Origin of the sequence: Conyzicola nivalis, from assembly GCF_040548875.1 — a bacterium.
GTDB lineage: Bacteria > Actinomycetota > Actinomycetes > Actinomycetales > Microbacteriaceae > Conyzicola > Conyzicola nivalis_A.
On the sequence record NZ_JBEPSJ010000001.1, the window covers coordinates 269,296 to 289,856 of the forward strand.

Below are 20,561 nucleotides of genomic sequence, written 5' to 3' on the forward strand. Positions count from 1 at the left end.
GAGCCCTTCCGGACCGGCCGGATCAGGAGTTTACTGGTGCCCTCACCCGCTAGAGAGGTCGTCACACCATGGATACCAACCTGCTCATCTGGATCGCCGTCGCCGTCGTCGTCGTTCTCGTCGCCGTGGCGATCATCGCCTCGACGATGCGCATGCGGTCGCGCGCGGTCGCGGAGGCGAACCGTCAGCGAGCGGCAGAGCTGCGCAGCAAGGCCCAGGCCGAGGGGATAGACGCCCGCGAGCACGAGGCTCGGGCGACGAGGGCAGAGGCGGAGGCGCAGCAGGCGCGAGTCGACGCCGACCGGCTCGCCCGGGAGAGCGCCGAACGTCAGGAGGAGGCACAGCGTGTTCGCGCCGCGTCGGAGGACCGGCTGCGCGAGGCCGACTCGATCGATCCCGATGCCGGCGGACGAACGAGAGGCGCGCACCGTCAGCCCGGCGACGTCGACCAGACCGACACGAGCCGCCCCGACACCGACCCGGCCGACACGAACCGCGCGGATCCGAACGGCACAGGCCCGAACCGCGCCTAGCGCGTGTAAGTCTCGACGATATTGCCGCCCGCGAACGACTGCACCGACTCCAGCTCGAAGGCGGTCGGGTTGAAATGCGCCCCGAACGCCGGGATGCCGTCGCCGGCGACCACGGGATACCGCTTCACCACGAGCCGGTCGATCTCGCCGAGCAGCGCGCCCGCGAGTCGTCCGCCGCCGGCGAGGTAGATCCCCAGGTCGGCGTCCCTTCCCTTGAGCTCGCGGACGACCTCGAGAGGGTTGTGACGGATGACCGAGACCCGCGGATGCGACTCCTCCAGGCTGGTCGAGATCACGAACTGGCGCAGATGGGAGTAGGGGGAGAGGATGCCCGCGGCCAGGGCCGGCTCGTAGGTGCGTCTGCCCATCACGACGGTGTCGAATCGGGTGAGCGGCGCATCGGCGAGGCCGAGCTGCTCGCGCACGTGGGAGGGCAGGGCGTCGGCGTACTCGTCCGCCATCCACGTCATGTACTCGTCGGAACCCTCGAAGAAGTCGACCTCGTCGTCGGGGCCCGCGATGAAGCCGTCGATCGACAGTGCGATGAAGTAGGTGAGTGCCTGCACGGGTCCTCCTCGTCGGGTGTTGTCGCAATTATCCGCGCGCGGCCTCGAAACGGCGACCGGTCACTGCCTCGGGGACGATGCGGATGTAGTTCCACGTCGTGGTCGGTGTGAGGGCGTGCAGTGCGAGCACGCCCGAGGCGAGGATCTCGGAGTCGGTGTCCATCCGCTCCGCACGGCCGCGCACCACGACGCTCCACCAGACGCGCCCCTCCGCCCCGTCGATCTCGAACGCCACCGCCGGATCCCTCGTCAGGTCGACGAGCTTCGACCCCGGCGCGCTGCGGAAGAAGATGCGCCTGTCGTTCACCGTGTAGTTCACCGGGAAGATGTCGACGCCGTCTCCGCGTCGTAGGGCGAGCCGCGCCAGGTCGTTTCCGGCCAGCAGCGCCCAGCACTCGTCTTCGCCGAGGCGCTCGATGGGGGACTCCTCCATAAGCGGGATGTGTTTTTCCATGGGTCAACTCTGCGCCGTCGCATCCGTCACCGACAGGGTCGAAAGACCCGACGCCGCCACTGGTGCGGGCAGACGCGGTGGGCCACACTGGAAATGCGGTCCATCACCGGAAGGAAGCACGCAATGTCGAGCAGACCCGTGTCATCGCGCGTGGGCCAGACCTCCGACATCGCCCTGATCACCGAGGAGTCGATCTACGGCACGGTGCTCGTCGGGGGCATGATCGTCGCCTCGGGCCCGCTCAAGGCGACGTCATGGGAGACGTTCCTCAGCGTCGTCGGCACTGTGATCGTCTTCTGGGCGGCGCACATGTATGCCGGCGCTATCGCCCGCAGCGGACGCTCCGCCGACGGCATGGGCCTCGGCGCCGCCATCCGCCGGTCGTTCCGTAGCTCGCTCGGCTTTCTCACCTCGGCTCTGCTGCCGTGTGTCATCCTGCTGCTCGGCGCGACGCGCGTGGTGCCCGACACCCTGGCCATCTGGACGGCGCTGTGGCTCGGCGTGGTGATCCTCGGCGTCATCGGGTTCAGGATCTTCGCACTGCGGAGCGAGAGCTGGTTGGTTCGAGTTCTCGGATCCCTCGGCACCGCCGCTTTCGGACTGGCGATGATCGTGCTCAAGGCGGTCATCCACTGACGGCTTCTCGTCCGCTCACACCGAGGGGCGCGTCAGCAGCAGTCGCACTGCTCCACGTCGCGCTCGCCGGTGAGGGCCGACACCGGCACCGCGCAGGCGTCGCCCCGCCAGGCCTCAAGCCCCTCGCGCACGGCGAAGCCAGCGATCACCAGGGCGGCGAGCGAGTCCGCCCAGGCCCAGCCGAGCAGCGAGTTGAGCAGCAGTCCGACGAGGAGCGCGGCCGAGAGGTAGCTGCAGATAAGGGTCTGCTTCGAGTCGGCGATCGCCGAGGCGGAGCCCAGCTCCCTACCCGTTCGGCGTTCGAACCAGCTGAGGAACGGCATGACCGCGAGGCTCACCGCGGCGAGCGCGATGCCCACGGGGCTGTGCTCTGCCTCGCGAACGCCGACCAGTGAGAGCGCCGCCTCGACGGAGACGTAGGCGGCGAGCGCGAAGAACGAGACGGCGATGGCCCGGAGGGCGACCCGTTCGCGCTTCTCGGGGTCGGGCGCGGCGAACTGCCAGGCGACCGCCGCGGCCGAGAGCACCTCGACGATGGAGTCGAGTCCGAAGCCGATGAGCGCGGCAGACGACGCCACGGTGCCTGCCGCGAGGGCGATCGCGGCCTCCACCACGTTGTAGGCGATGGTGATCGCGACGATCAGGCGGATGCGCCGCTGGAGCACGCGCCTGCGCAGCGGATCGACGGTGCGGCCCGGCCGGACGGCGGTCATGCTCCGGCTCCGCAGCAGAGCGGCACGTCGCAGTCGTCGTCCGAGCACGGTGCGCCGTCGTCGACGGCGAGCACCACGTCGACCAGTGCCGCGAGCGCGCGGGCGAGGTGCGGGTCGGCGATCTCGTAGCGTGTCCGACGGCCCTCGGGCACGGCGGCGACGATTCCGCAGCCGCGGAGGCAGGCGAGGTGGTTCGACACGTTCGACCGGGTCAGTTCGAGCTCACGCGCGAGGTGCGCGGTGTACCCCGGCTCGGCGAGAAGGCTGATCAGGATGCGCGACCGGTTCGGGTCGGCCATGGCGCGGCCGAGGCGGTTCATGACATCGAGACGCGGCGCAATGGTCAGCATGCACTGACCTTACCGCAGGCGCGTCAGCCCGCACAGCGGAACCCGATGTGGCTCATCCCGGTGTCGATCATCTGCGGGCGGCGGGCCGCCGGCCGATACCGCATGCAATAGCTGTCGGCGCACAGGAACGAGCCGCCCTTCACGACCTTCCTCGGCACGGCAAACGGCTGGCCGGGGTCGACGCTGTCCGCGGCGGTACCCCCCGTGGGGTTGGAGGGCGCGCAGCAGTGGTCGGTCGGCTCTGGCTGCGTGTACCAGTCGGCCGTCCACTCCCAGACGTTGCCGGCCATGTCGAAGAGGCCGTAGCCGTTCGGCGGAAACGAGCCGACCGGGGCCGTCGACCCGTAGCCGGAAGCCGCCCGCCACGGGAACTCGCCGTGCCAGTAGTTCGCGAGCTTCTCGCCCGACCGCTCAGCCCTGTCGCCCCAGGTGTAGCGGGCGCCGTCCAGCCCGCCGCGCGCGGCCAGCTCCCACTCCGCCTCGGTGGGGAGCCGACGCCCGGCCCAGACGGCGTAGGCGTCGGCATCCTCGTAGGCGACGTGGACGACCGGATGATTCATCCGATGGTCTATCGACGACCGGGGCCCGAACGGCCGCCGCCAGCTCGCCCCCGGCACCCACGCCCACCACTGGCTCAGGTGGCGCAGGTCGACGGGTCCGCGGGTGCCCGTGAAGACCATAGATCCGGGTTGCAGGTTCTCGGCGGGTGCCCCGGGGAAGTCGGCGGGGTCGAGCGGCCGTTCGGCCACGGTGGTGTACCCGGTCGACCGCACGAAGTCGGCGAACTGCGAGTTCGTCACCGTCGTGACGTCGATGCTGAAGGCGTCGACGTAGACCCTGCGCTCCGGTCCCTCCTCGGGGTAGTGCGCGTCGGAGCCCATCGTGAACTCCGCGGCGTCGATGCGGACCTGGTCTGTGCGCACCTGGTCGCTGCGAACCTGGTCGCTGCGGGCTGCGAGCTCGACCATCCGGCGCTAGTCCCCGCCCGCGAGGAAGGCCTGCAGCTTGGCCACGGCCTGGTCGATGCTGAAGCTGGCGGCCTTCTGCCGAGGCGGAAATTCCCTGAACGTCGCCAGGAACCGGCCCATGAGGATCTGGGCGGCGAAGACCAGGTACGCGTTTGTGAGCAGCCAGTCGTAGTAGGTGTTCGACGTGATGTCCGCCTGCTCGTAGGGGTCGGTGCGCAGGTTGAACAGCTTCGGCACCCTGAGAGGCGTGAACGGGTTGGCCCAGACCGCGAGCGTGCCCGGGAGGCGCTGCTCCATAAAGACGATCTTCCAGTTGTCGAAGCGCATCGCGAGCACGTCTCCGTCGTCGGAGAAGTAGACCAGCCCCTCCCGTGGACTGGAGGCCTCCTGGCCGGTCAGGTACGGCAGCAGGTTGTACCCGTCGATATGCACCTTGAACGTGGTGTCGCCGACGGTCTTCCCCTGCGTGAGCTCGTCGACCGTCGTGGTGTCGCCGGCCGCGGCGAGCAGTGTGGGCAGCCAGTCGTGGTGCTGCACGATATCGTTCGAGACGGTGCCCGCGGCTATGCGGCCGGGCCAGCGGATCAGCTCGGGCACCCGGAACGCGCCCTCCCAGTTGGTGTTCTTCTCGCTGCGGAACGGCGTTGTGCCGCCGTCGGGCCAGGTGTTGGAGTGCGGCCCGTTGTCGGTCGAATAGATCACGATCGTGTCATCCGCCAGTCCCAGCTCGTCGAGCTGGTCGAGCAGTTCGCCGACGATGGCGTCGTGGTCGATCATCGTGTCGTGGTACTCGGACTGCCAACGGCCTGCCTGCCCCACGCTCGACGGCTTGGGGTGCGTGCGGAAATGCATGTGGGTGGTGTTCATCCAGACGAAGAAGGGGGTGTCGGCCTCGTGGGCGCGGGCGATGAAGTTCTTGGCGGCCGCGGCGAACTCCTCGTCGACGGTCTCCATGCGCGCCTTGGTCAGCGGGCCGGTGTCTTCGATGCGCTGCTTGCCGGTGACCCCGTAGCGCTCGTCGGTGGTGTCGTCGACCTCGTCGGTGGCCCAGGAGTGGATGACCCCGCGTGGACGCGCCTTGCGGTTGAACTCCGGGAAGTCCTCGGTCGACGGCCAGTCGGGCGACTCCGGCTCCTCCTCCGCGTTGAGGTGGTAGAGGTTGCCGTAGAACTCGTCGAAGCCGTGCACGGTGGGGAGGAACTCGTTCTTGTCTCCCAGGTGGTTCTTGCCGAACTGGCCGGTGGCGTAGCCGAGCGGCTTGAGCAACTGCGCGATGGTGGGGTCTTCGGCGCGCAGGCCGATGTCGGCGCCGGGGATGCCGACCTTGCTCAGTCCCGTGCGGAACACGCTCTGACCGGTGATGAACGAAGCCCGGCCCGCCGTGCAGCTCTGTTCTCCGTAGGAGTCGGTGAAGCGCATGCCCTCGTCGGCGATCCTGTCGATGTTCGGGGTGCGGTATCCCATCAGCCCGTCGCTGTAGCAGCTGAGATTGCTGATGCCGATGTCGTCGCCCCAGATCACGAGGATGTTCGGCTTGCCGTCGGTCATGTGTGCCTCCATCGGTGTCGTTGGAAGACAGCCTGTGCGGCGTGTGCCCGTGGCTCTTCACCCCGGGCGGGTGACAGGGCTAGACCGCTGGAGGGAGGATGGCGCGCGGCAGAAGCGGTGAGGAGTACACGACGCTCGTGGTCACGCTGCCGAGGGTGCCGATGCGCCCGCTGACCCGTTCGAGGTGTCCCATAGAGGTGGCCACGACCTTCATGATGAAGCAGTCGTCTCCCGTGACGTGGTGGGCCTCGACGACCTCGGGGGTGTCGGCGAGCAGCCGGTGCAGTGGGTCGTAGCTGCTGCTCGGATAGCGCAGGCGCAGAAACGCCATGATCGAGAACCCGAGCGGTTCCGGCTCTACCCGCGCGCCGTAGCCGCTGATGATGCCCGACTCCTCGAGGCGCCGAACCCGCTCCGCCGCCGCGCTGTGCGACATGCTGATGCTTCGTGCGAGGTCGGCGATGCTCAGGCGTCCGTTCGCCTGGAGGGCTATCAGGATCGCCGTATCGACCTTGTCGAGAGCGGAAGTGATATTCGCGGTCATGACGAAACTATGGCACGAGAATGGCGGTCTGCTCGCGTTAATGGCGTGGATTGGCTCTTCAGAACCGCATTCCGGCTTGGATATCGTCGGTGCATGCACATCACACCCTCACAGACCGATCGCCTCGTCGCCCATTTCTCGTCGAAACTCGACTTCGAGACCGACCCCTCCGATGTTCACGCAGACCTGGAAAACGGGGTGAGGTTCGCGCTGATCGACTCGCGCGGGGTCTCCGGATGGCGTCAGGACCGGGTGACGGGTGCACTGCACATGCCGACCGCCGAGATCGCCGTTCGCGCTGCCGCCGAGATCCCCCTCGACATGCCCGTGGTGACCTATTGCTGGGGGCCGGGATGCAACGGCTCCACGCGTGCGGCGCTGGAGTTCGCGAAGCTCGGGTACCGGGTCGTGGAGATGATCGGCGGCTACGAGTACTGGGCGCGGGAGGGGTACCCGACCGAGAACGACGACGGGGCCACGACGCGCCCGAAGGACGCGCTCACCGCGCCGATGAACTCCATCACCTGTGACTGCTGAACCGTCGGGGCCGGTCACGATACGGATGGCGCGGCCCGACGATCTCGCAGAGCTGGAGCTGCTCATCCGCGAGCACGCCCTGTTCGAGCGGGCGGCACCGATCGACGGTGGACTCGTTGCGCGCCTGGAGTCGCTCCTGTTCTCGCCGCCGCCCCGACTGCACGCCATCGTCGCCGAGGGGGACGGGGGTCTGGACGGGTATGCGACGGCGAGCCTCGAGGTGTCGACGTGGAGGGCATCCCACTTTCTGCACCTCGACTGCCTGTATCTGCGTCCCGGCGCCCGCGGGGCGGGGATCGGGCGCCGGATCCTCGACCGCGTGCGGGTGCTCGCGCTCGAGCTCGGGGTCGCCGAGGTGCAGTGGCAGACGCCCGACTGGAACGACGACGCAGTGCGCTTCTACGAGCGGCAGGGCGCGGTCTATCGCGACAAGAAGCGGTTCACGCTCGACGTGACGCGCTAGGGCGCCCCGGACTGATCACGACGAGAGCAGCGCTCTGGCGCTCGAGTCGAGCGCCTCGGGCACGACGCGGTAGTACGCCCATTTCCCACGCTGCTCACGGGTGGCGAGGCCGGCGGCGACGAGCTTGCCCATGTGGTGCGACACCGTCGGCTGGGTCAGCCCGACCGGCTCGGTGAGGTCGCAGATGCACGCCTCGCCGCCGTCGCTCGCCGCGATGAGTGAGAGCAGGCGCACCCGGGTGGGGTCGCCGAGGGCCTTGAAGACACGCGCGATGCGCTCGGCCTGGGGCGCGTCGAGCACCCCGCCGGTCACGGTGGCGCAGCAGGAGGCGTCGTCGACGAGGGGGAGCGGCGAGGTCATGGATTCATCCTGCCATTCATATTGACAAATGTCGATGTATCGACGAGTCTCGATGCATCGAAGTCAGCATCAGCCGCTCGTCGCGAGGAGACCACCGTGAGCCAACTGCCCGTCGTCGTGATCGGGGCCGGCCCGCAGGGGCTCGCCGCCGCCGCCCACCTGCTGGAGCGAGGGGAGTCGCCGCTGGTTCTGGAAGCGGGATCGGGGCCGGCGTCGGCCGTCGCCGAGTGGGGACACGTGCGGTTGTTCTCCGACTGGAGAGAGCTCGTCGACCGGGCGGCGGCGCGTCTGCTCGAGCCCACGGGATGGGCGGCGCCCGAGAGCGGCTATCCGACCGGCAGCGAGTGGATCTCGGCGTATCTCGCGCCGCTCGCCGCCGTCGTAGGGGAGCGCGTGCGGTACGGCACGCGTGTCACCGGCGTCGGGCGCAGGGGACGCGACCGGCTCGTCGACGCGGGGCGCGACGGGCAGCCCTTCACCGTTCATATCGTGGATGCCTCGGGGCGCGAGTCGCGCGTCGACGCTCGCGCCGTGATCGACGCCTCCGGCACATGGGGGCAACCGAACCCCGCCGGAGCCGATGGGCTTGCCGCGATCGGCGAGCGGGCGGCATCCGGGAGTCTGTCCTATCGCATCCCCGACTTCGCGCACCCGCAGCCCTTCGCCGGAAGGCACACCGTCGTCGTAGGCAGCGGGCACTCGGCGGCGACCGCGGTGAACGAGCTGGCGAGAATCGCCGGGAGTCACCCCGGAACGCGCGTCACCTGGGTGCTGCGGCGCGGCACTGTCGGCAACACCTTCGGCGGCGGGGAGGCCGACGAGCTGCCCGCCCGCGGGGCACTCGGTCTGCGGGCCAAGCGCGCCGTCGACGCCGGGGTGGTCGAACTCGTCACCGGCTTCCGCGTCGAACGCGTCGAGCAGGCCGCTGAAGGCGTCGTGCTCGTCTCCGAAGGCGGGCGCACGCTGCCGGCGGCCGACCGGGTCGTTGTGCTCACCGGCTTCCGTCCCGATCTGTCGTTCCTGTCGGAGATGCGCCTCGACCTCGATCCGACCCTGCAGGCTCCGGCGCGGATCGCTGCCGAGGTCGACCCGAACATCCACAGCTGCGGGTCGGTGCGGGCCACCGGAGCCTCCGACCTCGCCCAGCCGGAGAAGGGCCTCTACCTCGTGGGATCGAAGTCGTACGGGCGCGCGCCGACGTTCCTCGCGATGACCGGATACGAGCAGGTACGCAGCGTAGTGGCCGCGCTCGCCGGAGACCACGCCGCGGCGGCCCGCGTCGAGCTGGCGCTTCCCGACACGGGTGTGTGCGGCGGCTCGGGCGCCTTCGACGGCGACGGAGACGCGGCGGGATGCTGCGCGCCGACGCTGCTGCAGATCGGTCGCGCGCCGATGTCCGTGTAGGCGCCTCCGCGTCATTCGAACACATGTACGATAGCGCGCATGGCGACCACCCTGCTGCTGCACGCCGACGCGGACTCCTTCTTCGCCTCGGTCGTCCTGCGGCACCGGCCCGAGCTCGCGACAGTGCCGGTCGCCGTCGTCGCCCACGTGTTCGTGGCGAGCGCCAATTACCCGGCCCGCGACCGCGGCGTGCGCGGCGGAATGCTAGCGCAGGAGGCGCAGCGGCTGTGCCCCGAGCTCGTGCTCATCGACGTGCCGCGCGACGAGGTCGAGGAGGTCAGCGACCGGCTGTTCGACATCTTCGGCGCGAGCGCCCGCACCGTGGAGCCCGGCTCGATGGAGGAGGCGTTTCTCGACGTCGGCACCGACGACTGGCAGATCGCCATCGAGGCCGCCCGGGGGCTGCGCGCGCGTGCCGCCCGCGAGCTCGGCATCCCGGTCAGCGTCGGCATCGGACGCACCAAGCTGATGGCGAAGCTGGCCTCCCGGGCGGCCAAGCCCGACGGGCTGCACGTGATCGGCCTCGAGGAGGAGCTGCGGCTGCGCGAGAGCCTGCCGATCACCGACGTCTGGGGGCTCGGCGCGAAGACCGTCGAACGGCTGCGTCTCATCGGCGTCGCGCGCATGGGCGACATCGACCGCGTGCCGCGCGACGAGCTGCAGCGGGTGTGCGGCACCACCATGGCCCGGAGGCTGTGGCGCATCCGTGACGCCACTGACGACTCCGTGCTGCACCCGATAGCGAGCCGCACCACCCTGACCTCGGAGGGCACCATCTCGGGCTTCAACCGCCGCGACTGGGCGCCGGTCGAACTGATGGAGGCGTGCATCGAACGGGTCTGCCGCCGGGCCGAGCGCGCGGGCCTCGCCGCGACCGGCATCACGATCACTCTTCGAGGGGAGGCGTCGGCGTCCGACGTGGTGCTGAAACACAGGGTCGCGGATGCCACGGCCGACTCGAGTATCTGGACGGAGGCGATGCGCGAGCCACTCGCGTCGGCGCCCGGCTCCCGTCTGATCGGCTTGCGCGCGACGCTGACCGGCCTTGTTCCCGTGGACCGGATCGAGCAGACGCTGTTCTGACCGCCAGTTGCCGATCAGCGCTTCTCGAGGGTGCCGATCTCGTCGCCGCCCGTTCGGTAGACGACGAGGGTGTCGCCGTCGACCTTCGCCGTGGACGCGAGGTTGAGCCAGGGCGTCACACCCTCGCACGCCTTGAGCGTGGACGCGAACGGGCCGAAGGTGAACGTGTCGCCGGAGATCGTGCCGGTGCCCTTGAGCGGGTTGCAGCCGTCGGTTCCCGAGAATGCTCCGTCGGACTCGATGCGCAGGGATGGCTCGCCCGGAGCGTCGTCTCCCCAGCTGCCGGTGAACGAAGAGCCTGAGGAGCAGCCGGTGATGGCGCTCACAGCCAGAATTGCCATGACGACGACGGCCATCCGAGACGTCCTTGTGCCCATACGCCGAAGCCTAGCGAGCGAGCGTCGCGGTGGGAAGCGATCCCTGGCTCACGATCGCAGCCACTCGCGGGCGGCGGCGACCAGGGCCGCGACCCCGCGATCGAGCGTCGGCTGGATGTCCGGGGCGAAACGAGGCGAATGATTGGACGGGATGTCCCGGTCGACGGTTCCCGCGGTCGCGGCGACCCGATACGACTCCGGGTGAGCTCCGCCGAGGATCCAGTAGACCAGCGGTGCGTTCGCAGCGGTCGCGAGCAGACCGACGTCTTCGCTTCCGGAGACCTGTCCGGGGTCGATGACCGCCGCGTCGCCGAACAGCGCCCGGAACACCGTCATCGTGCGCTCGGTGGCCACTGGGTCGTTCACGGTCACCGGAAACGACTCGGCGTACTCGATCGTCGGGTCTGGCGCGCCCGACGCAGCGGACTCGGCGCGGACGATGCGCTCGATCGCGGCGAGAATGCGCTGCCGGACCTCCTCGCTGTACGCCCGGATGCTCAGCCCGATCTCCGCGATCTCGGGAATGATGTTGTTCTTCGTCCCGGCGCTCAGCCGTCCCACGGAGAGCACCGCGGTATCCTGCGGCGCGATCTCACGGGACACGATCGACTGCAGCCGCCCCACGATCGCCGCCGCGATCACGATGGGATCGATCGTCGTCTCGGGCCTTGAGCCGTGACCGCCGCGTCCGCTCACCGTGACGTCGATGCTGTCGGCGGAGGCGAAGGCCGCTCCGGCATGAGCGCCCACCATGCCCGCGGTGACGGGGCCGACGTGTTGGCCGAGCACCACATCCGGAACCGGCACCTTCTCGTACAGTCCGTCGTCGAGCATCTTCTGCGCGCCGCCGCCGACCTCCTCGGCCGGCTGGAAGAGGGCGACCACCGTGCCGCTCCAGTCCTCCCGTGTGACGGCCAGCTCGCGGGCCGCGCCTATCAGGCACGCGACATGCACGTCGTGTCCGCACGCGTGCATGACGCCCGGCACGATGCTCGAGTACGAGAGCCCGGTGTCCTCGACCACCGGCAGCGCGTCCATGTCGGCACGCAGCAACACCGTGGGCCCCTCGCCGTTTCGCAGCACTCCGGCTACGCCGGTGACACCGATGCCCTCGATCACATCGAAACCCGCAGCGCGGAGTTCTGCGGCGGCGATCCCGGCCGTCCGGGTCTCCTCGAAGGAGAGCTCCGGGTGGGAATGCAGGTCGCGATACAGATCGTCGATGCTCATGGGCTCATAGTCCCGCAGGTGCCCGGCTGGACGCCAGCATTTTCGAGCGACCCTCACCGGGTACGGTTTGTGAGACGGCCGCAACGACGCGGCCGCAGTGAACGGGGGTGACGGCATGACAGGTGCCTACTTCGAGCCTGTGGCGGCGGGGGTCTACCGGCCCACCGCGCTGGCCGGCGGAGCATGGAACGACGACGAGATCCACTTCAGCCCGCTCGGCGGGCTCATCGTGCACGCCATGGACCTGCACCGCGACGCGCGCGGCTCGCACGGCGACGGCAAAGAGCTCGGGCGCATCAGTTTCGACATCCTCGGATTCCTGGCCGCCGACGACTGCGCGATCTCGGTCGAGACCATCCGCCCCGGACGAACGATCGAGCTCGTCGAGGCGACCGTCACGATCGCCGGCCGCACCGCGGTTCTCGCCCGCGCCTGGTTCATCGCCACCGCCGACACGGTCGTCGTCGCCGGGGGAGAACCGGCCTCGCTGCCCGAACCCGACGCCTGCGAGCCGTGGGCGATGTCGGAGGGCTGGCCCGGCGGCTACGTCGCCTCGCTCGAGGTGCGTGTGGTCGCGCCGCCGCTGCCGGGTCGCACCAGCGCCTGGCTGCGTACGGGTGCCGATCTCGTCGCCGATCAGCCGTCGAGCGCCCACGCTCGGTTCGTCGCCCTCATCGACACGGCGAATGGGATCGCCGTGCGCAAGTCGCCGACCGAGTGGATGTTTCCGAACCTCGACCTCACCGTGCACCTCTACCGGCAGCCGACCGGGCCCTGGGTAGGCCTCGACACCACGGTGACGTTCGGACCAGCCGGACACGGTCTCACCAGCAGTGGGCTGCACGACGTCGACGGGCCGGTGGGTCGCGCGGAGCAGATCCTGACTCTGCGGCCGATCGTGGGGTGAGGAGATGATCGACGCGGCGCTGGTCGGCTGACTCCACCGGACGCCGTCCATACCACGGATTCGCGCCGCGATCGATATGTTGAGAACATTCAAGAATCGAATTTTCCTCGACTACGCGTAGGCTGGCGTCGTTCACGATCACGACTGGCGAGGAACCGTATATGGCAAATCCCGGGGTCTATTTCCCGCACGCGTCAGACACCGCATGGCCGTTTCTCGCGTTCGTCGGCGCCGTGTTCTCTGTTCCCCTTCTGGGCCTCGCAATTCTGATGTTGATCGCGGGACACGTTTCGCGGATGCGCACCGTGGCCGGAGCCGTTCTCGCTCTCGCGATTGCGGCCGCGAGCGTCGCGGGGCTCATCACGGCCGGTTCAGAGTTTCGCAAAGCAGAAACCGCACATCGGATCGCCTACCTCGGGGAGGCGAGAGCGTGGCTGGAGCGAGGTTACGGTGTCACCCTCACAGAAGCGGAGCTGTCGGAACTCGTGACGACCCAGGGGATTTCCGGGCAGTTCGAAGGCGCGACTGCTTTCATCACAATCCGAGGCGACCGCGATACCGGAAACCTCCTCGTCACCGGCCGCGATGGAGAAGAAATTCCTCCGCTCGAATAGTGACCCTTCAGGGGCGCGCCGCGGGAGGCCCGTCGACAAGCTCAGTGAACGAGACTGCTTCGACAGGCTATTTGTACAGTGCCCCAGACAGATTCGAACTGCCGCCCCTGCCTCCGGAGGGCGAACTGGCGCGTTGCAATGGTGCCAATCAGCGGCAACTTCCGCATGATTTCAGCGTTTTTCGATCATCGTGGATTGCCTCGAAACGACTCGTTTTCCGCGAAGTGTTGCCATTCTGTTGCCACGGCTGAGTTGACGCCCCCGCCTTCGCGTTGCCGCAACAATCTATGCGGTCGGCCGATTCTCAACCGCTCGCTCGAGGAGCGATAAAGCTCGCGGGCAAGCTTCGTGCAACTTTGCAGTGAACCACGAGGGCCTCAGTGTTTGTGCGCATCTCAAGGCAAAGTCCAGTGATCCCAGGATCTTTGCGTGGGACGTTGACGGTCATCGCCGCTGTGCGCGATTACAAACGACGTCGGATGCATTTCCGCTTGGGTGCGCCGTGGAGCTGGTGTTGTCGGCGGGGTGGCGCATACTGGCCAAAACAAAGGGGTTACAGGTGGCAAAGTTCGACGCGAACAAGTTCAAGAGAGATTTGCAGGCGGCTCAGCGAAAAGCGCAGGCGGACGCAAAACGCCAGGTCGACGCTATCAATCGGAAAAACCAACAAGTTGTGGACGACTACAACCGCAAGGTCAGGGCTTCCAATCAGAGAGCCGTCAATAGCCACAATCAGCAAGTCGCCGCCCAAAATCGGGAGATTCAGCGCGTGAACACGCACAATGTCAAGGTCGTAGCGAATTTAAACAAGCAGCTCCGTTCCGCAAGCACTGTTCGGTCGACTTACACGCCCGACGAGCAGGCGCTCACGGATCGGGTTCAGGAAGCTCTCGTCGCTCGAGATGAGCGAGAATGGGACGTTTTTCTCAGTTACGCCCGCATCGACGGCGAAGCGACGGCTCAAGCTCTATGCGAGTCGCTCGAGTCTTTGGGTGTCCGAGTCTGGTTTGATGCGCTCGCAATCGTCCCGGGGAAGAGCCAGTCGCTTCAAATGGACCAAGGGCTACGCAAAGCGCGAGCTGGAGTTGTTCTTTTGACTCCTGCGTATCTAGTCGGACGATTCTGGACAGAACGCGAATTAGGGGCTTTGCTACACAAGAGCACGCTTATCCCAGTGCTTCACCAGTCGACATTCGACCAGGTCGCCGAATACAGCGGGATGCTTCCCGACTTGGCCGGATTCGAAACGGCGCGCGATCCCATAGAGGTCATTGCGGAGAAGATTGCCGCCGCAGTTCTTCCGGCCGGAGGGGCAGAATGACCGTGGCTAGTTTCATTGGCGTGCATGACTCCCTGCAGTACCTGTCGCTGAGTGAGTCCGACTTCTCCGCTGGCAATGAGGTTGTTGATCGTATCGCCGCGTTCAAACGTTCCATCGACGAGTTGGATGTCCCTGGAGAGCCATGGGTGGACGAATGGCTGGCCGCCGAACACTATAAATCTGCAGTTCTCTACGCCGCCGCGAAGGTCAATTGGAATCACGAACAAAACGGCCGTGGCTCGAATGCCGATCGCCTCATGCGGGCTCGCATCATTGTCAGATTCAATGAATGGGGGGAACAAGCGCAGCGGCGACTAAACGAATACGAAAGTAGCAGTAGGCACAGTTCGGTCGTATTGTCGTGGCGAGGCGAGCTGGAACGATTCAGAGACGACCCAGTACAAAATCCATGAAGCCAGTTTTTTTCGTTCTCGGAGGCGGCGCTCCGGTGCCGGTGCGTTTTGGCGGCATTTTGCCGTCGCTAAGTAACGGTTCAAGTCGTCGCGGGGTTCAGCCCTTCCGGCACGCACTGCGTTGATTTGGAGGGTCTTGCTAGCCGCTACATGCGACCTAGCATTAGCGATTTCACGGATTGACGGAACGCACGTGCAGCGCCCAGTGGTTCATGGTCGACGGCTTTACGCTGTTGGTCAGTTGAACGCTGGATCGGCGAGGTTGGCCTGTCGTTTGCCGCAGACCACGCCAACTGCATTCATGCAACGCCGAAGGTGAATCAGTCTGCGCGTTTGGCGAAAACGGAGCCTGATTCCAGCAAAGAACTGCCACCCGAGGCCCGGATCATCATGTCGAAATGCGCGCCGTGCCCTTGCAGCTCAAAAAACAGCTGGAGAAGCTGAAGAAATTCTCTGGCACCCCCTATGTAGTGAGATTGAGCGAAGTCATCGATGATCGTGTGTGATCCCGAGTTCGCCCAAGTCAGGAACATCGACATGAGAAGTTCGTCTGCGACCGAAAGTGGTTGCTGTCGGTCATGGGGCTGAGTCGAACCGACCGTTTTGAAATAGCCCTCGATGATTCGTCGGACGATGTTGAACACGCCCACTTGCGCGATCGGTGAATCCTCATCGCCCCCTGCGATGTCGGCTACAGACTGCCAGAGCAATTCGTAGCTGCCGCGGATCTTGCTCCGCGCGCCGTCGTCTTGAACTTTAGTGATCCCGTCGAGGCCCTTCCGCAGTCGGTAATGGCGGCGGTCAGTGGCCTTTGCCGTCTCCGTCGCGTACGCCGCTTCGTGGTGAAACTGCGTGTTGTGCGTGAGCACAATTAGTTGATCGATGTTCGTCTGTCCCTCGATTACCTTCTTGGCGATGTCGCGAATGTAGGCCGCGACGATGAAGAGCGTGTCGCTGTCGAGGCTGGAGATTGGATCGTCGATGACGGCAATTACGGGATTGATTGTCCCCCCTGAAACACTGCTTCCACTCAGGGACTCGAGGAAATAGGCGAAGCAGACAAACGACTTTTCCCCTTCAGAAAGCGAATCGAATGCGAGAGACCCGTCGTCGCGTTCGATCCGGTAGCCGCCCGCTATTTCATCCGCGATGGCTAGGTGAAATCGGTGAAATCCGAGCGCCTGAAGTAGCTCGTTGATACGCTCAGCGACCGCTACAGTATTCGAAATTGAATTGCGAAGCGTTTCGATTTCTGTCTCGCGGGCTTCATCCGCTTGCTGGCTCTCACTGATCTGAGAACGCAGCTGCTCGATCTTTTCCAGCTTGCTGGCACTGACTCCTCGGTAACGTTTCAGCAGTTTCGAGGTGTCTGCACCTTCGAGGAACAGGTCCCAACCGTCGTCGACGAGCTTCTGAAGTTCTGTGGCGGAGTGCTCGATAAGGCCGTTGTGCACGCCGATAACCGTGTTGATTTCTCTAACTAATTCATTCAAGTGGCTAACGAGAGGCCCAATGTCATCGACATCTACTCGTGCCGTCGGGTGGCGGCGTTTCTCGGCGAGTCTGGACAGCACGAGCTCAGTTGCGGTCCGAATCGAGTCGATCACATCAGTGAAGCGCGGAGAATCGATCGCGGAGTCAGCCTCTATGGCGGCTTCGAGTCTGCTTAGCTCCGAATATAGAAGCTCCGAGCGAGTATTCACTAGCTCTGTGATGCTAGTGACGAGTGCGAGCGCGTCGTCGTAGCCGGCGGCGAAGTATGCACTAAGTCTGGTGCCGAAGGTTTCTGGAAGCTCTTGCTGACAGAACGGGCAAATACCATCTGTGTGCTGAAGATGCTGCCGGCCCTGACTCACCCAGTCTTCGTTCGCCAGATTGTGGATAAGAGTGGCAAGATCGCCAGTTCCGACCGTCGTGGCGTCCGCCTGGAGTTGGGTGATCTGTTCCTCTGAGAGAAGCACTAGGACAGAAAGAACGCTGAGCGGCGAGCGACGATGCCGCTCACCCGTCAGCGACGCATTGCGGGCTTCCAGCGCCTCCCACGTCACATTCTTCGCGACGGCTACCCCGGGGCCATACCGCGAGCTCGCCTCTTCGAAGAATTTGTCTTTACTTCCGCGAAAGCCTTTGAAGATCGTGTCGCGGACTTGCTCTGGGGTGTTCTTGTGACTCTCGAAGATGGCGTCACTGGCGTTCCGGCGCTCAGCCTCAATTTCGCCGAGTAGCCCACTTGCTTGACCATTTCCGGCGGCAGAGCCAATCGCTTTCGTCCATATTTCTCGGTCGGTGCGGTGATCGACGCGCTCCCGTTCCAAGAGCGTGATCCTGGCGTTCACGGCGGTCGACTCCGCGCCAATTGTGAAGATCCCGTCGACTTGCTCGTTGAGGACTTTCGATCGATACGCCTCGTTGAACACCCGGATGGACGTGTCGGTCGCCGCAATCTGCCAAGTCAGACGTGAATCTGGATCGAGTGGCTGATGGGAAAGGGCGTTAGAGATGGTTGTCTTGCCTGAGCCGTTGGGGGCGTGGATAAAATTGACCTTGGCTAGGTTTGTCAGCTCCAGCGGCGTGCTGCCGAAGCAATACTCCGCGGCAACTCTAATTTCAGTGAGTCCCATTGTTCCTCCGTCAATTGTTGAGAATGCCCGCTGTCCATCCACCGGCACTCAAGTCGTCTCCGTTGCAGCGTTGTGGTTTTCTTCGGCAGTGGGCGCGCCCAAAGCGCCGCTGCAGCTTCGCAACGAGTACGCAGTAGCAGTGCAGAACCGCGCAGTGCCAACCTACTTCGTGAAGGCAGTACAAAGCGAGTTCGACTCAATAGATCAGATTTCGAGAAGTGGCGCTGGCGGGCGCCTAAACCGCTTCTGCATTTTGTCGCCAATCCACTCCGACGAACTCACCGCAAAATGCCCATGCCGTATGGCGTTCGGGATTTGCGACGTCTCATCGACGCCAGACCGGTAGGAGCCTGAGGCCCCTAGCTACCGTGGCGCGGCAATTTTCACAACTTTGTTTCTCGACCCCACGGTTGAAGTTGGGCATTCAGAGTCCGTTGGGAAACACCTAAAGCTCCGTGACAAAAGCGGTTTGACCGGGCGTGAACCAGACCGTAGTCCGGACGGCTACGATCTGCTCGTCACTTTCGATCCGCTCACCAATGCGAAACAGCTGCCAAAGTCGGAAGCGGTTCATCGACGCCGGCGTCTACCATCCTTGGCAATCAAAGTGTCACCGTCGCATCTCTAGTCAGCACCGATTCCACGTCATTTCCGTTCCTGAACCGGAATGGTGCGACACGCGCCAAAACTTGTCTCTGAAGCCGCAGGGTATTCCCGCACCCCTTCCCAAGGTGGGAAGTAGTGCGGGAAGGGTTTTCAATTTTAAGTCCTGATCAGCCGCCACCCCCGAGCGAGCTCGCTTCCCGACCCCCCACTCTCCGCAAGCTCTGAGTGGGGGGTCGGGAAGTAAAGGGGTGGCGGCTGATCAGGACTCCTATGGCTGGTTGTGAGAAGTGCGTATGGGGGAGTTGCTGCAATGGGTAACAGAGCGGATGCTGGCGCAGGTGAGGGGAATTGCGTGGGCGGTCCGAGGGCGAAATGACGGTCGAAAGGACTAGCGTTTTTCCATGGGAAGCATCAGTGCTTACGTGACGTCCAGTGGCAAGCGGTACCGCGTCATCTACCGGAAGCCCGATCACTCGCAGACGCAGCAACGCGGGTTCAAGACCAAGCGTGACGCCGAGCTGTTCCTCGCGAACATGGAGTCGATAAGAGCCGCGGCGCGTATGTCGATCCATCGAAGTCACGGGTGCTACTGGGGGAGTGGCTCGACGACTGGATGGCCACCAGAGCCGACTGGCAGCCGACCTCGCGAGAACGAGCCCGCGGCATCGTCGAGATCCATATCAAGCCCAAGCTGGGCCAGTACCCTCTCGGCGCTCTCGACCATCAGACGATCCAGAAGTGGGCGGGAGGGCTCTCGGCGAGCCAGGGTGCATCCAGCGTGCGCAAGATCGTCAACGTGCTCTCAGGCAGCCTGCAGATGGCCGTCAAAGACGGACGGCTTCCGGCGAACCCCGCACACGGCCTCAATCTGCCGAAGGTCGGCAAACCCGCCAAGCGCTATCTGAACCACGAACAGGTGCGCGACCTCTCCGACGCAGTCGACACGCTCGGCAAGGGCATGTACCGCGGAGAGCGGAACGGCTACGGGCTGCTCGTGAAGATCCTTGCCTACTGCGGACTCAGGTGGGGTGAGGCCTCCGGTCTTCGCGTGAAGGACATCGATTTCAAGCGCGGGCGTCTCGAGGTGCAGCACACGATCGTCGAGGTCGACGGCGTGCAGCTCGACTCGCAGCCCAAAGACTACGAAGCGAGATCCATCCCGGTTCCGGCGTCGCTGCTCGCCGAACTAAAGGTGCACGTCAATGGCAAGGAGGCCGGCTCGCCGACCTTCGCGGCAGCCCGTGGTGGATGGCTGCGGGGGAGAGTATTCCGTCACGGATTATTCAACGAGGCAGCAGAAATGATTGGTCAGGACGCCTCAACCCGCCCGAGATGAAACATACCGCCGATAAGTAGATTTCTCGCACGGATGTTGCCGAAACGTCGCCACGCGCCGAAAAGGCCCTTCGACAAGCTCAGGGACCGCGGGACCGCTTCGACAGGCGGGTTTCGACAGGCTCGGCGACCGGCGATAAGACAGTGCCCCCAGGCAGATTCGAACTGCCGCCCCTGCCTCCGGAGGGCAGTGCTCTATCCCCTGAGCTATGGGGGCCCAGGTGCTTCACTAGGGTAGCAGCGTCTGAGCGCAGCTTCGGCTACACGACCGTGGGTAGTCTGGATTCATGACCGAAACATCGTGGCGCGACAACCTCCGAGCTCTTCCCGTCTTCACCGGAGATCTTCCGACCTTCGATACGGATGCCACACCGGCGAGCCCCATCGCCCTCCTCGAGGAGTGGCTGAGCGGTGCCATCTCCGCCAACGTCGCGCAGCCGCACGCCATGACGCTCGCCACCGCCGCCGTCGACGGATCCCCGTCGGCCCGCACCCTGCTTCTGAAAGACATCACCGACGAGGGCCTCTGGTTCGCGTCGCTCGACTCGAGCCCCAAGGGCCGCGAGCTCGCCGCCAACCCCAAGGCCGCCCTCGCCCTGTACTGGCGCGAGCAGGGCCGCCAGGTTCGGGTGGTCGGCAGCATCGAGAAGGGTCCGCGCGAGGTCAGCGAGAAGGACTTCCTCGCCCGCAAGCCCGGCGCCCGCGCCGCAGCGATCGCCGGCCCCGAGAGCGAGGTGCTCTCGAGCCAGCAGAAGTTCCTCGACCGCGTCGAGGAGGCCAAGGCGATCCTCGAGTTCCGCCCCGACTTCGTTCCCGACGAGTGGACCGCCTACCTGGTGCGCCCCGAGTCGATCGAGTTCTGGCAGGCCGCCCGCGAGCGCGACCAGGTTCGCCTGCGCTACTCCCGCGACGAGTCCGGATGGTCGAAGAGCCTGCTCTGGCCGTAGTCCGCCGCCAAGGGCCGTAGTCCGCCGCCGA

The 20,561-nt window shown here is 65.6% G+C and carries 23 protein-coding genes and 1 tRNA gene; 12 read left to right on the plus strand and 12 right to left on the minus strand.

Features of this window, described 5'->3' with window-relative positions:
- Positions 1-68 precede the first annotated feature (68 nt).
- The gene (locus ABIE21_RS01350; protein WP_354022987.1) at positions 69-533 is read left to right on the plus strand and encodes a hypothetical protein; all 465 of its coding nucleotides are present in this window, start codon (positions 69-71) and stop codon (positions 531-533) included.
- On the opposite strand, the gene ABIE21_RS01355 is transcribed toward ABIE21_RS01350, so the two are convergent.
- Together ABIE21_RS01355 and ABIE21_RS01360 are read right to left on the minus strand one after the other, a co-directional pair.
- The gene (locus tag ABIE21_RS01355) at positions 530-1,099 is read right to left on the minus strand and encodes a dihydrofolate reductase family protein (protein WP_354022988.1); all 570 of its coding nucleotides are present in this window, start codon (positions 1,097-1,099) and stop codon (positions 530-532) included. The two genes, ABIE21_RS01350 and ABIE21_RS01355, sit on opposite strands and share 4 nt — an antisense overlap.
- Before the next feature lie 28 nt (positions 1,100-1,127).
- Positions 1,128-1,553: a pyridoxamine 5'-phosphate oxidase family protein gene (locus tag ABIE21_RS01360; RefSeq protein WP_354022989.1), complete on the minus strand. Its 426-nt coding sequence runs from the start codon at positions 1,551-1,553 to the stop codon at positions 1,128-1,130.
- Positions 1,554-1,676: 123 nt separating this feature from the next.
- Between ABIE21_RS01360 and ABIE21_RS01365 the strand changes: the two genes are divergently transcribed.
- On the plus strand, positions 1,677-2,189 hold the full coding sequence (locus ABIE21_RS01365) for a hypothetical protein (RefSeq protein ID WP_354022990.1): 513 nt from the start codon (positions 1,677-1,679) through the stop codon (positions 2,187-2,189).
- 32 nt (positions 2,190-2,221) lie between these two features.
- Here ABIE21_RS01365 and ABIE21_RS01370 read toward each other — a convergent pair whose 3' ends face one another.
- The 5 genes from ABIE21_RS01370 to ABIE21_RS01390 form a co-directional block, all read right to left on the minus strand.
- A complete protein-coding gene (locus ABIE21_RS01370) occupies positions 2,222-2,902 on the minus strand; it encodes a cation transporter (protein ID WP_354022991.1) in 681 nt (226 codons plus the stop codon).
- Positions 2,899-3,252, minus strand: a complete 354-nt coding sequence (gene cmtR / locus ABIE21_RS01375; protein WP_354022992.1) for a Cd(II)/Pb(II)-sensing metalloregulatory transcriptional regulator CmtR — start codon at positions 3,250-3,252, stop codon at positions 2,899-2,901. Before cmtR ends, ABIE21_RS01370 begins: the two co-directional genes overlap by 4 nt.
- 23 nt (positions 3,253-3,275) lie before the next feature.
- Positions 3,276-4,220, minus strand: coding sequence for a formylglycine-generating enzyme family protein (locus tag ABIE21_RS01380; protein WP_354022993.1), 945 nt, complete (start codon positions 4,218-4,220; stop codon positions 3,276-3,278).
- A gap of 6 nt (positions 4,221-4,226) precedes the next feature.
- Positions 4,227-5,768, minus strand: a complete 1,542-nt coding sequence (locus ABIE21_RS01385) for an arylsulfatase (RefSeq protein WP_354022994.1) — start codon at positions 5,766-5,768, stop codon at positions 4,227-4,229.
- A 79-nt stretch (positions 5,769-5,847) separates the two neighbouring features.
- On the minus strand, positions 5,848-6,312 hold the full coding sequence (locus tag ABIE21_RS01390) for an Lrp/AsnC family transcriptional regulator (protein WP_354022995.1): 465 nt from the start codon (positions 6,310-6,312) through the stop codon (positions 5,848-5,850).
- Positions 6,313-6,405: 93 nt separating this feature from the next.
- On the opposite strand from ABIE21_RS01390, the gene ABIE21_RS01395 reads away from it, so the two are divergent.
- Together ABIE21_RS01395 and ABIE21_RS01400 are read left to right on the plus strand one after the other, a co-directional pair.
- Positions 6,406-6,849, plus strand: a complete 444-nt coding sequence (locus ABIE21_RS01395) for a rhodanese-like domain-containing protein (RefSeq protein ID WP_354022996.1) — start codon at positions 6,406-6,408, stop codon at positions 6,847-6,849.
- Between the two features lie 25 nt (positions 6,850-6,874).
- Positions 6,875-7,312 carry a GNAT family N-acetyltransferase gene (locus ABIE21_RS01400; RefSeq protein WP_354022997.1) on the plus strand — a complete coding sequence of 146 codons (438 nt, stop codon included), beginning with the start codon at positions 6,875-6,877 and terminating at the stop codon, positions 7,310-7,312.
- 15 nt (positions 7,313-7,327) lie between these two features.
- Here ABIE21_RS01400 and ABIE21_RS01405 read toward each other — a convergent pair whose 3' ends face one another.
- Complete coding sequence (locus tag ABIE21_RS01405) at positions 7,328-7,672, minus strand: ArsR/SmtB family transcription factor (RefSeq protein ID WP_354022998.1); 345 nt, start codon at positions 7,670-7,672, stop codon at positions 7,328-7,330.
- A 96-nt stretch (positions 7,673-7,768) separates the two neighbouring features.
- Here ABIE21_RS01405 and ABIE21_RS01410 point away from each other — a divergent pair, with 96 nt between their 5' ends.
- Together ABIE21_RS01410 and ABIE21_RS01415 are read left to right on the plus strand one after the other, a co-directional pair.
- Entirely contained in the window at positions 7,769-9,076 is a 1,308-nt protein-coding gene (locus ABIE21_RS01410; protein WP_354022999.1) for an NAD(P)-binding domain-containing protein, read from the plus strand.
- Between the two features lie 39 nt (positions 9,077-9,115).
- Positions 9,116-10,159, plus strand: coding sequence for a DNA polymerase IV (locus ABIE21_RS01415; RefSeq protein ID WP_354023000.1), 1,044 nt, complete (start codon positions 9,116-9,118; stop codon positions 10,157-10,159).
- Positions 10,160-10,173: 14 nt separating this feature from the next.
- On the opposite strand, the gene ABIE21_RS01420 is transcribed toward ABIE21_RS01415, so the two are convergent.
- A complete protein-coding gene (locus tag ABIE21_RS01420; RefSeq protein ID WP_354023001.1) occupies positions 10,174-10,515 on the minus strand; it encodes an META domain-containing protein in 342 nt (113 codons plus the stop codon).
- A gap of 69 nt (positions 10,516-10,584) precedes the next feature.
- The gene (locus ABIE21_RS01425; protein WP_354023002.1) at positions 10,585-11,766 is read right to left on the minus strand and encodes an amidohydrolase; all 1,182 of its coding nucleotides are present in this window, start codon (positions 11,764-11,766) and stop codon (positions 10,585-10,587) included.
- A 115-nt stretch (positions 11,767-11,881) separates the two neighbouring features.
- Here ABIE21_RS01425 and ABIE21_RS01430 point away from each other — a divergent pair, with 115 nt between their 5' ends.
- The 4 genes from ABIE21_RS01430 (at position 11,882) to ABIE21_RS01445 (ending at position 15,021) form a co-directional block, all read left to right on the plus strand.
- Positions 11,882-12,673: a thioesterase family protein gene (locus ABIE21_RS01430; protein WP_354023003.1), complete on the plus strand. Its 792-nt coding sequence runs from the start codon at positions 11,882-11,884 to the stop codon at positions 12,671-12,673.
- A gap of 161 nt (positions 12,674-12,834) precedes the next feature.
- On the plus strand, positions 12,835-13,287 hold the full coding sequence (locus ABIE21_RS01435) for a hypothetical protein (protein ID WP_354023004.1): 453 nt from the start codon (positions 12,835-12,837) through the stop codon (positions 13,285-13,287).
- 559 nt (positions 13,288-13,846) lie between these two features.
- Entirely contained in the window at positions 13,847-14,608 is a 762-nt protein-coding gene (locus ABIE21_RS01440; RefSeq protein WP_354023005.1) for a toll/interleukin-1 receptor domain-containing protein, read from the plus strand.
- 2 nt (positions 14,609-14,610) lie between these two features.
- Positions 14,611-15,021 carry a hypothetical protein gene (locus tag ABIE21_RS01445; RefSeq protein WP_354023006.1) on the plus strand — a complete coding sequence of 137 codons (411 nt, stop codon included), beginning with the start codon at positions 14,611-14,613 and terminating at the stop codon, positions 15,019-15,021.
- A 320-nt stretch (positions 15,022-15,341) separates the two neighbouring features.
- Here the strand turns inward: ABIE21_RS01445 and ABIE21_RS01450 are convergent, their stop codons facing one another.
- Positions 15,342-17,642 (minus strand): AAA family ATPase, encoded by a 2,301-nt coding sequence (locus ABIE21_RS01450; RefSeq protein ID WP_354023007.1) that lies wholly within the window; start codon positions 17,640-17,642, stop codon positions 15,342-15,344.
- A gap of 1,189 nt (positions 17,643-18,831) precedes the next feature.
- On the opposite strand from ABIE21_RS01450, the gene ABIE21_RS01455 reads away from it, so the two are divergent.
- A complete protein-coding gene (locus tag ABIE21_RS01455; RefSeq protein ID WP_354023008.1) occupies positions 18,832-19,584 on the plus strand; it encodes a tyrosine-type recombinase/integrase in 753 nt (250 codons plus the stop codon).
- Positions 19,585-19,728: 144 nt separating this feature from the next.
- Here ABIE21_RS01455 and ABIE21_RS01460 read toward each other — a convergent pair.
- Positions 19,729-19,800, minus strand: a tRNA-Arg gene (locus ABIE21_RS01460).
- 70 nt (positions 19,801-19,870) lie between these two features.
- Between ABIE21_RS01460 and ABIE21_RS01465 the strand changes: the two genes are divergently transcribed.
- On the plus strand, positions 19,871-20,530 hold the full coding sequence (locus ABIE21_RS01465) for a pyridoxine/pyridoxamine 5'-phosphate oxidase (RefSeq protein ID WP_354023009.1): 660 nt from the start codon (positions 19,871-19,873) through the stop codon (positions 20,528-20,530).
- The last annotated feature ends 31 nt before the right edge of the window (positions 20,531-20,561 follow it).

Bases quoted from the DNA above. Each gene is read 5' to 3' on its own strand.
- ABIE21_RS01350 (WP_354022987.1), top strand. From the start codon at position 69: ATGGATACCAACCTGCTCATCTGGATCGCCGTCGCCGTCGTCGTCGTT.
- ABIE21_RS01360 (WP_354022989.1), bottom strand. From the start codon at position 1,553: ATGGAAAAACACATCCCGCTTATGGAGGAGTCCCCCATCGAGCGCCTC.
- ABIE21_RS01365 (WP_354022990.1), top strand. From the start codon at position 1,677: ATGTCGAGCAGACCCGTGTCATCGCGCGTGGGCCAGACCTCCGACATC.
- ABIE21_RS01370 (WP_354022991.1), bottom strand. From the start codon at position 2,902: ATGACCGCCGTCCGGCCGGGCCGCACCGTCGATCCGCTGCGCAGGCGC.
- cmtR (WP_354022992.1), bottom strand. From the start codon at position 3,252: ATGCTGACCATTGCGCCGCGTCTCGATGTCATGAACCGCCTCGGCCGC.
- ABIE21_RS01380 (WP_354022993.1), bottom strand. From the start codon at position 4,220: ATGGTCGAGCTCGCAGCCCGCAGCGACCAGGTTCGCAGCGACCAGGTG.
- ABIE21_RS01385 (WP_354022994.1), bottom strand. From the start codon at position 5,768: ATGACCGACGGCAAGCCGAACATCCTCGTGATCTGGGGCGACGACATC.
- ABIE21_RS01390 (WP_354022995.1), bottom strand. From the start codon at position 6,312: ATGACCGCGAATATCACTTCCGCTCTCGACAAGGTCGATACGGCGATC.
- ABIE21_RS01395 (WP_354022996.1), top strand. From the start codon at position 6,406: ATGCACATCACACCCTCACAGACCGATCGCCTCGTCGCCCATTTCTCG.
- ABIE21_RS01400 (WP_354022997.1), top strand. From the start codon at position 6,875: ATGGCGCGGCCCGACGATCTCGCAGAGCTGGAGCTGCTCATCCGCGAG.
- ABIE21_RS01405 (WP_354022998.1), bottom strand. From the start codon at position 7,672: ATGACCTCGCCGCTCCCCCTCGTCGACGACGCCTCCTGCTGCGCCACC.
- ABIE21_RS01415 (WP_354023000.1), top strand. From the start codon at position 9,116: ATGGCGACCACCCTGCTGCTGCACGCCGACGCGGACTCCTTCTTCGCC.
- ABIE21_RS01420 (WP_354023001.1), bottom strand. From the start codon at position 10,515: ATGGCCGTCGTCGTCATGGCAATTCTGGCTGTGAGCGCCATCACCGGC.
- ABIE21_RS01425 (WP_354023002.1), bottom strand. From the start codon at position 11,766: ATGAGCATCGACGATCTGTATCGCGACCTGCATTCCCACCCGGAGCTC.
- ABIE21_RS01430 (WP_354023003.1), top strand. From the start codon at position 11,882: ATGACAGGTGCCTACTTCGAGCCTGTGGCGGCGGGGGTCTACCGGCCC.
- ABIE21_RS01435 (WP_354023004.1), top strand. From the start codon at position 12,835: ATGGCAAATCCCGGGGTCTATTTCCCGCACGCGTCAGACACCGCATGG.
- ABIE21_RS01450 (WP_354023007.1), bottom strand. From the start codon at position 17,642: ATGGGACTCACTGAAATTAGAGTTGCCGCGGAGTATTGCTTCGGCAGC.
- ABIE21_RS01465 (WP_354023009.1), top strand. From the start codon at position 19,871: ATGACCGAAACATCGTGGCGCGACAACCTCCGAGCTCTTCCCGTCTTC.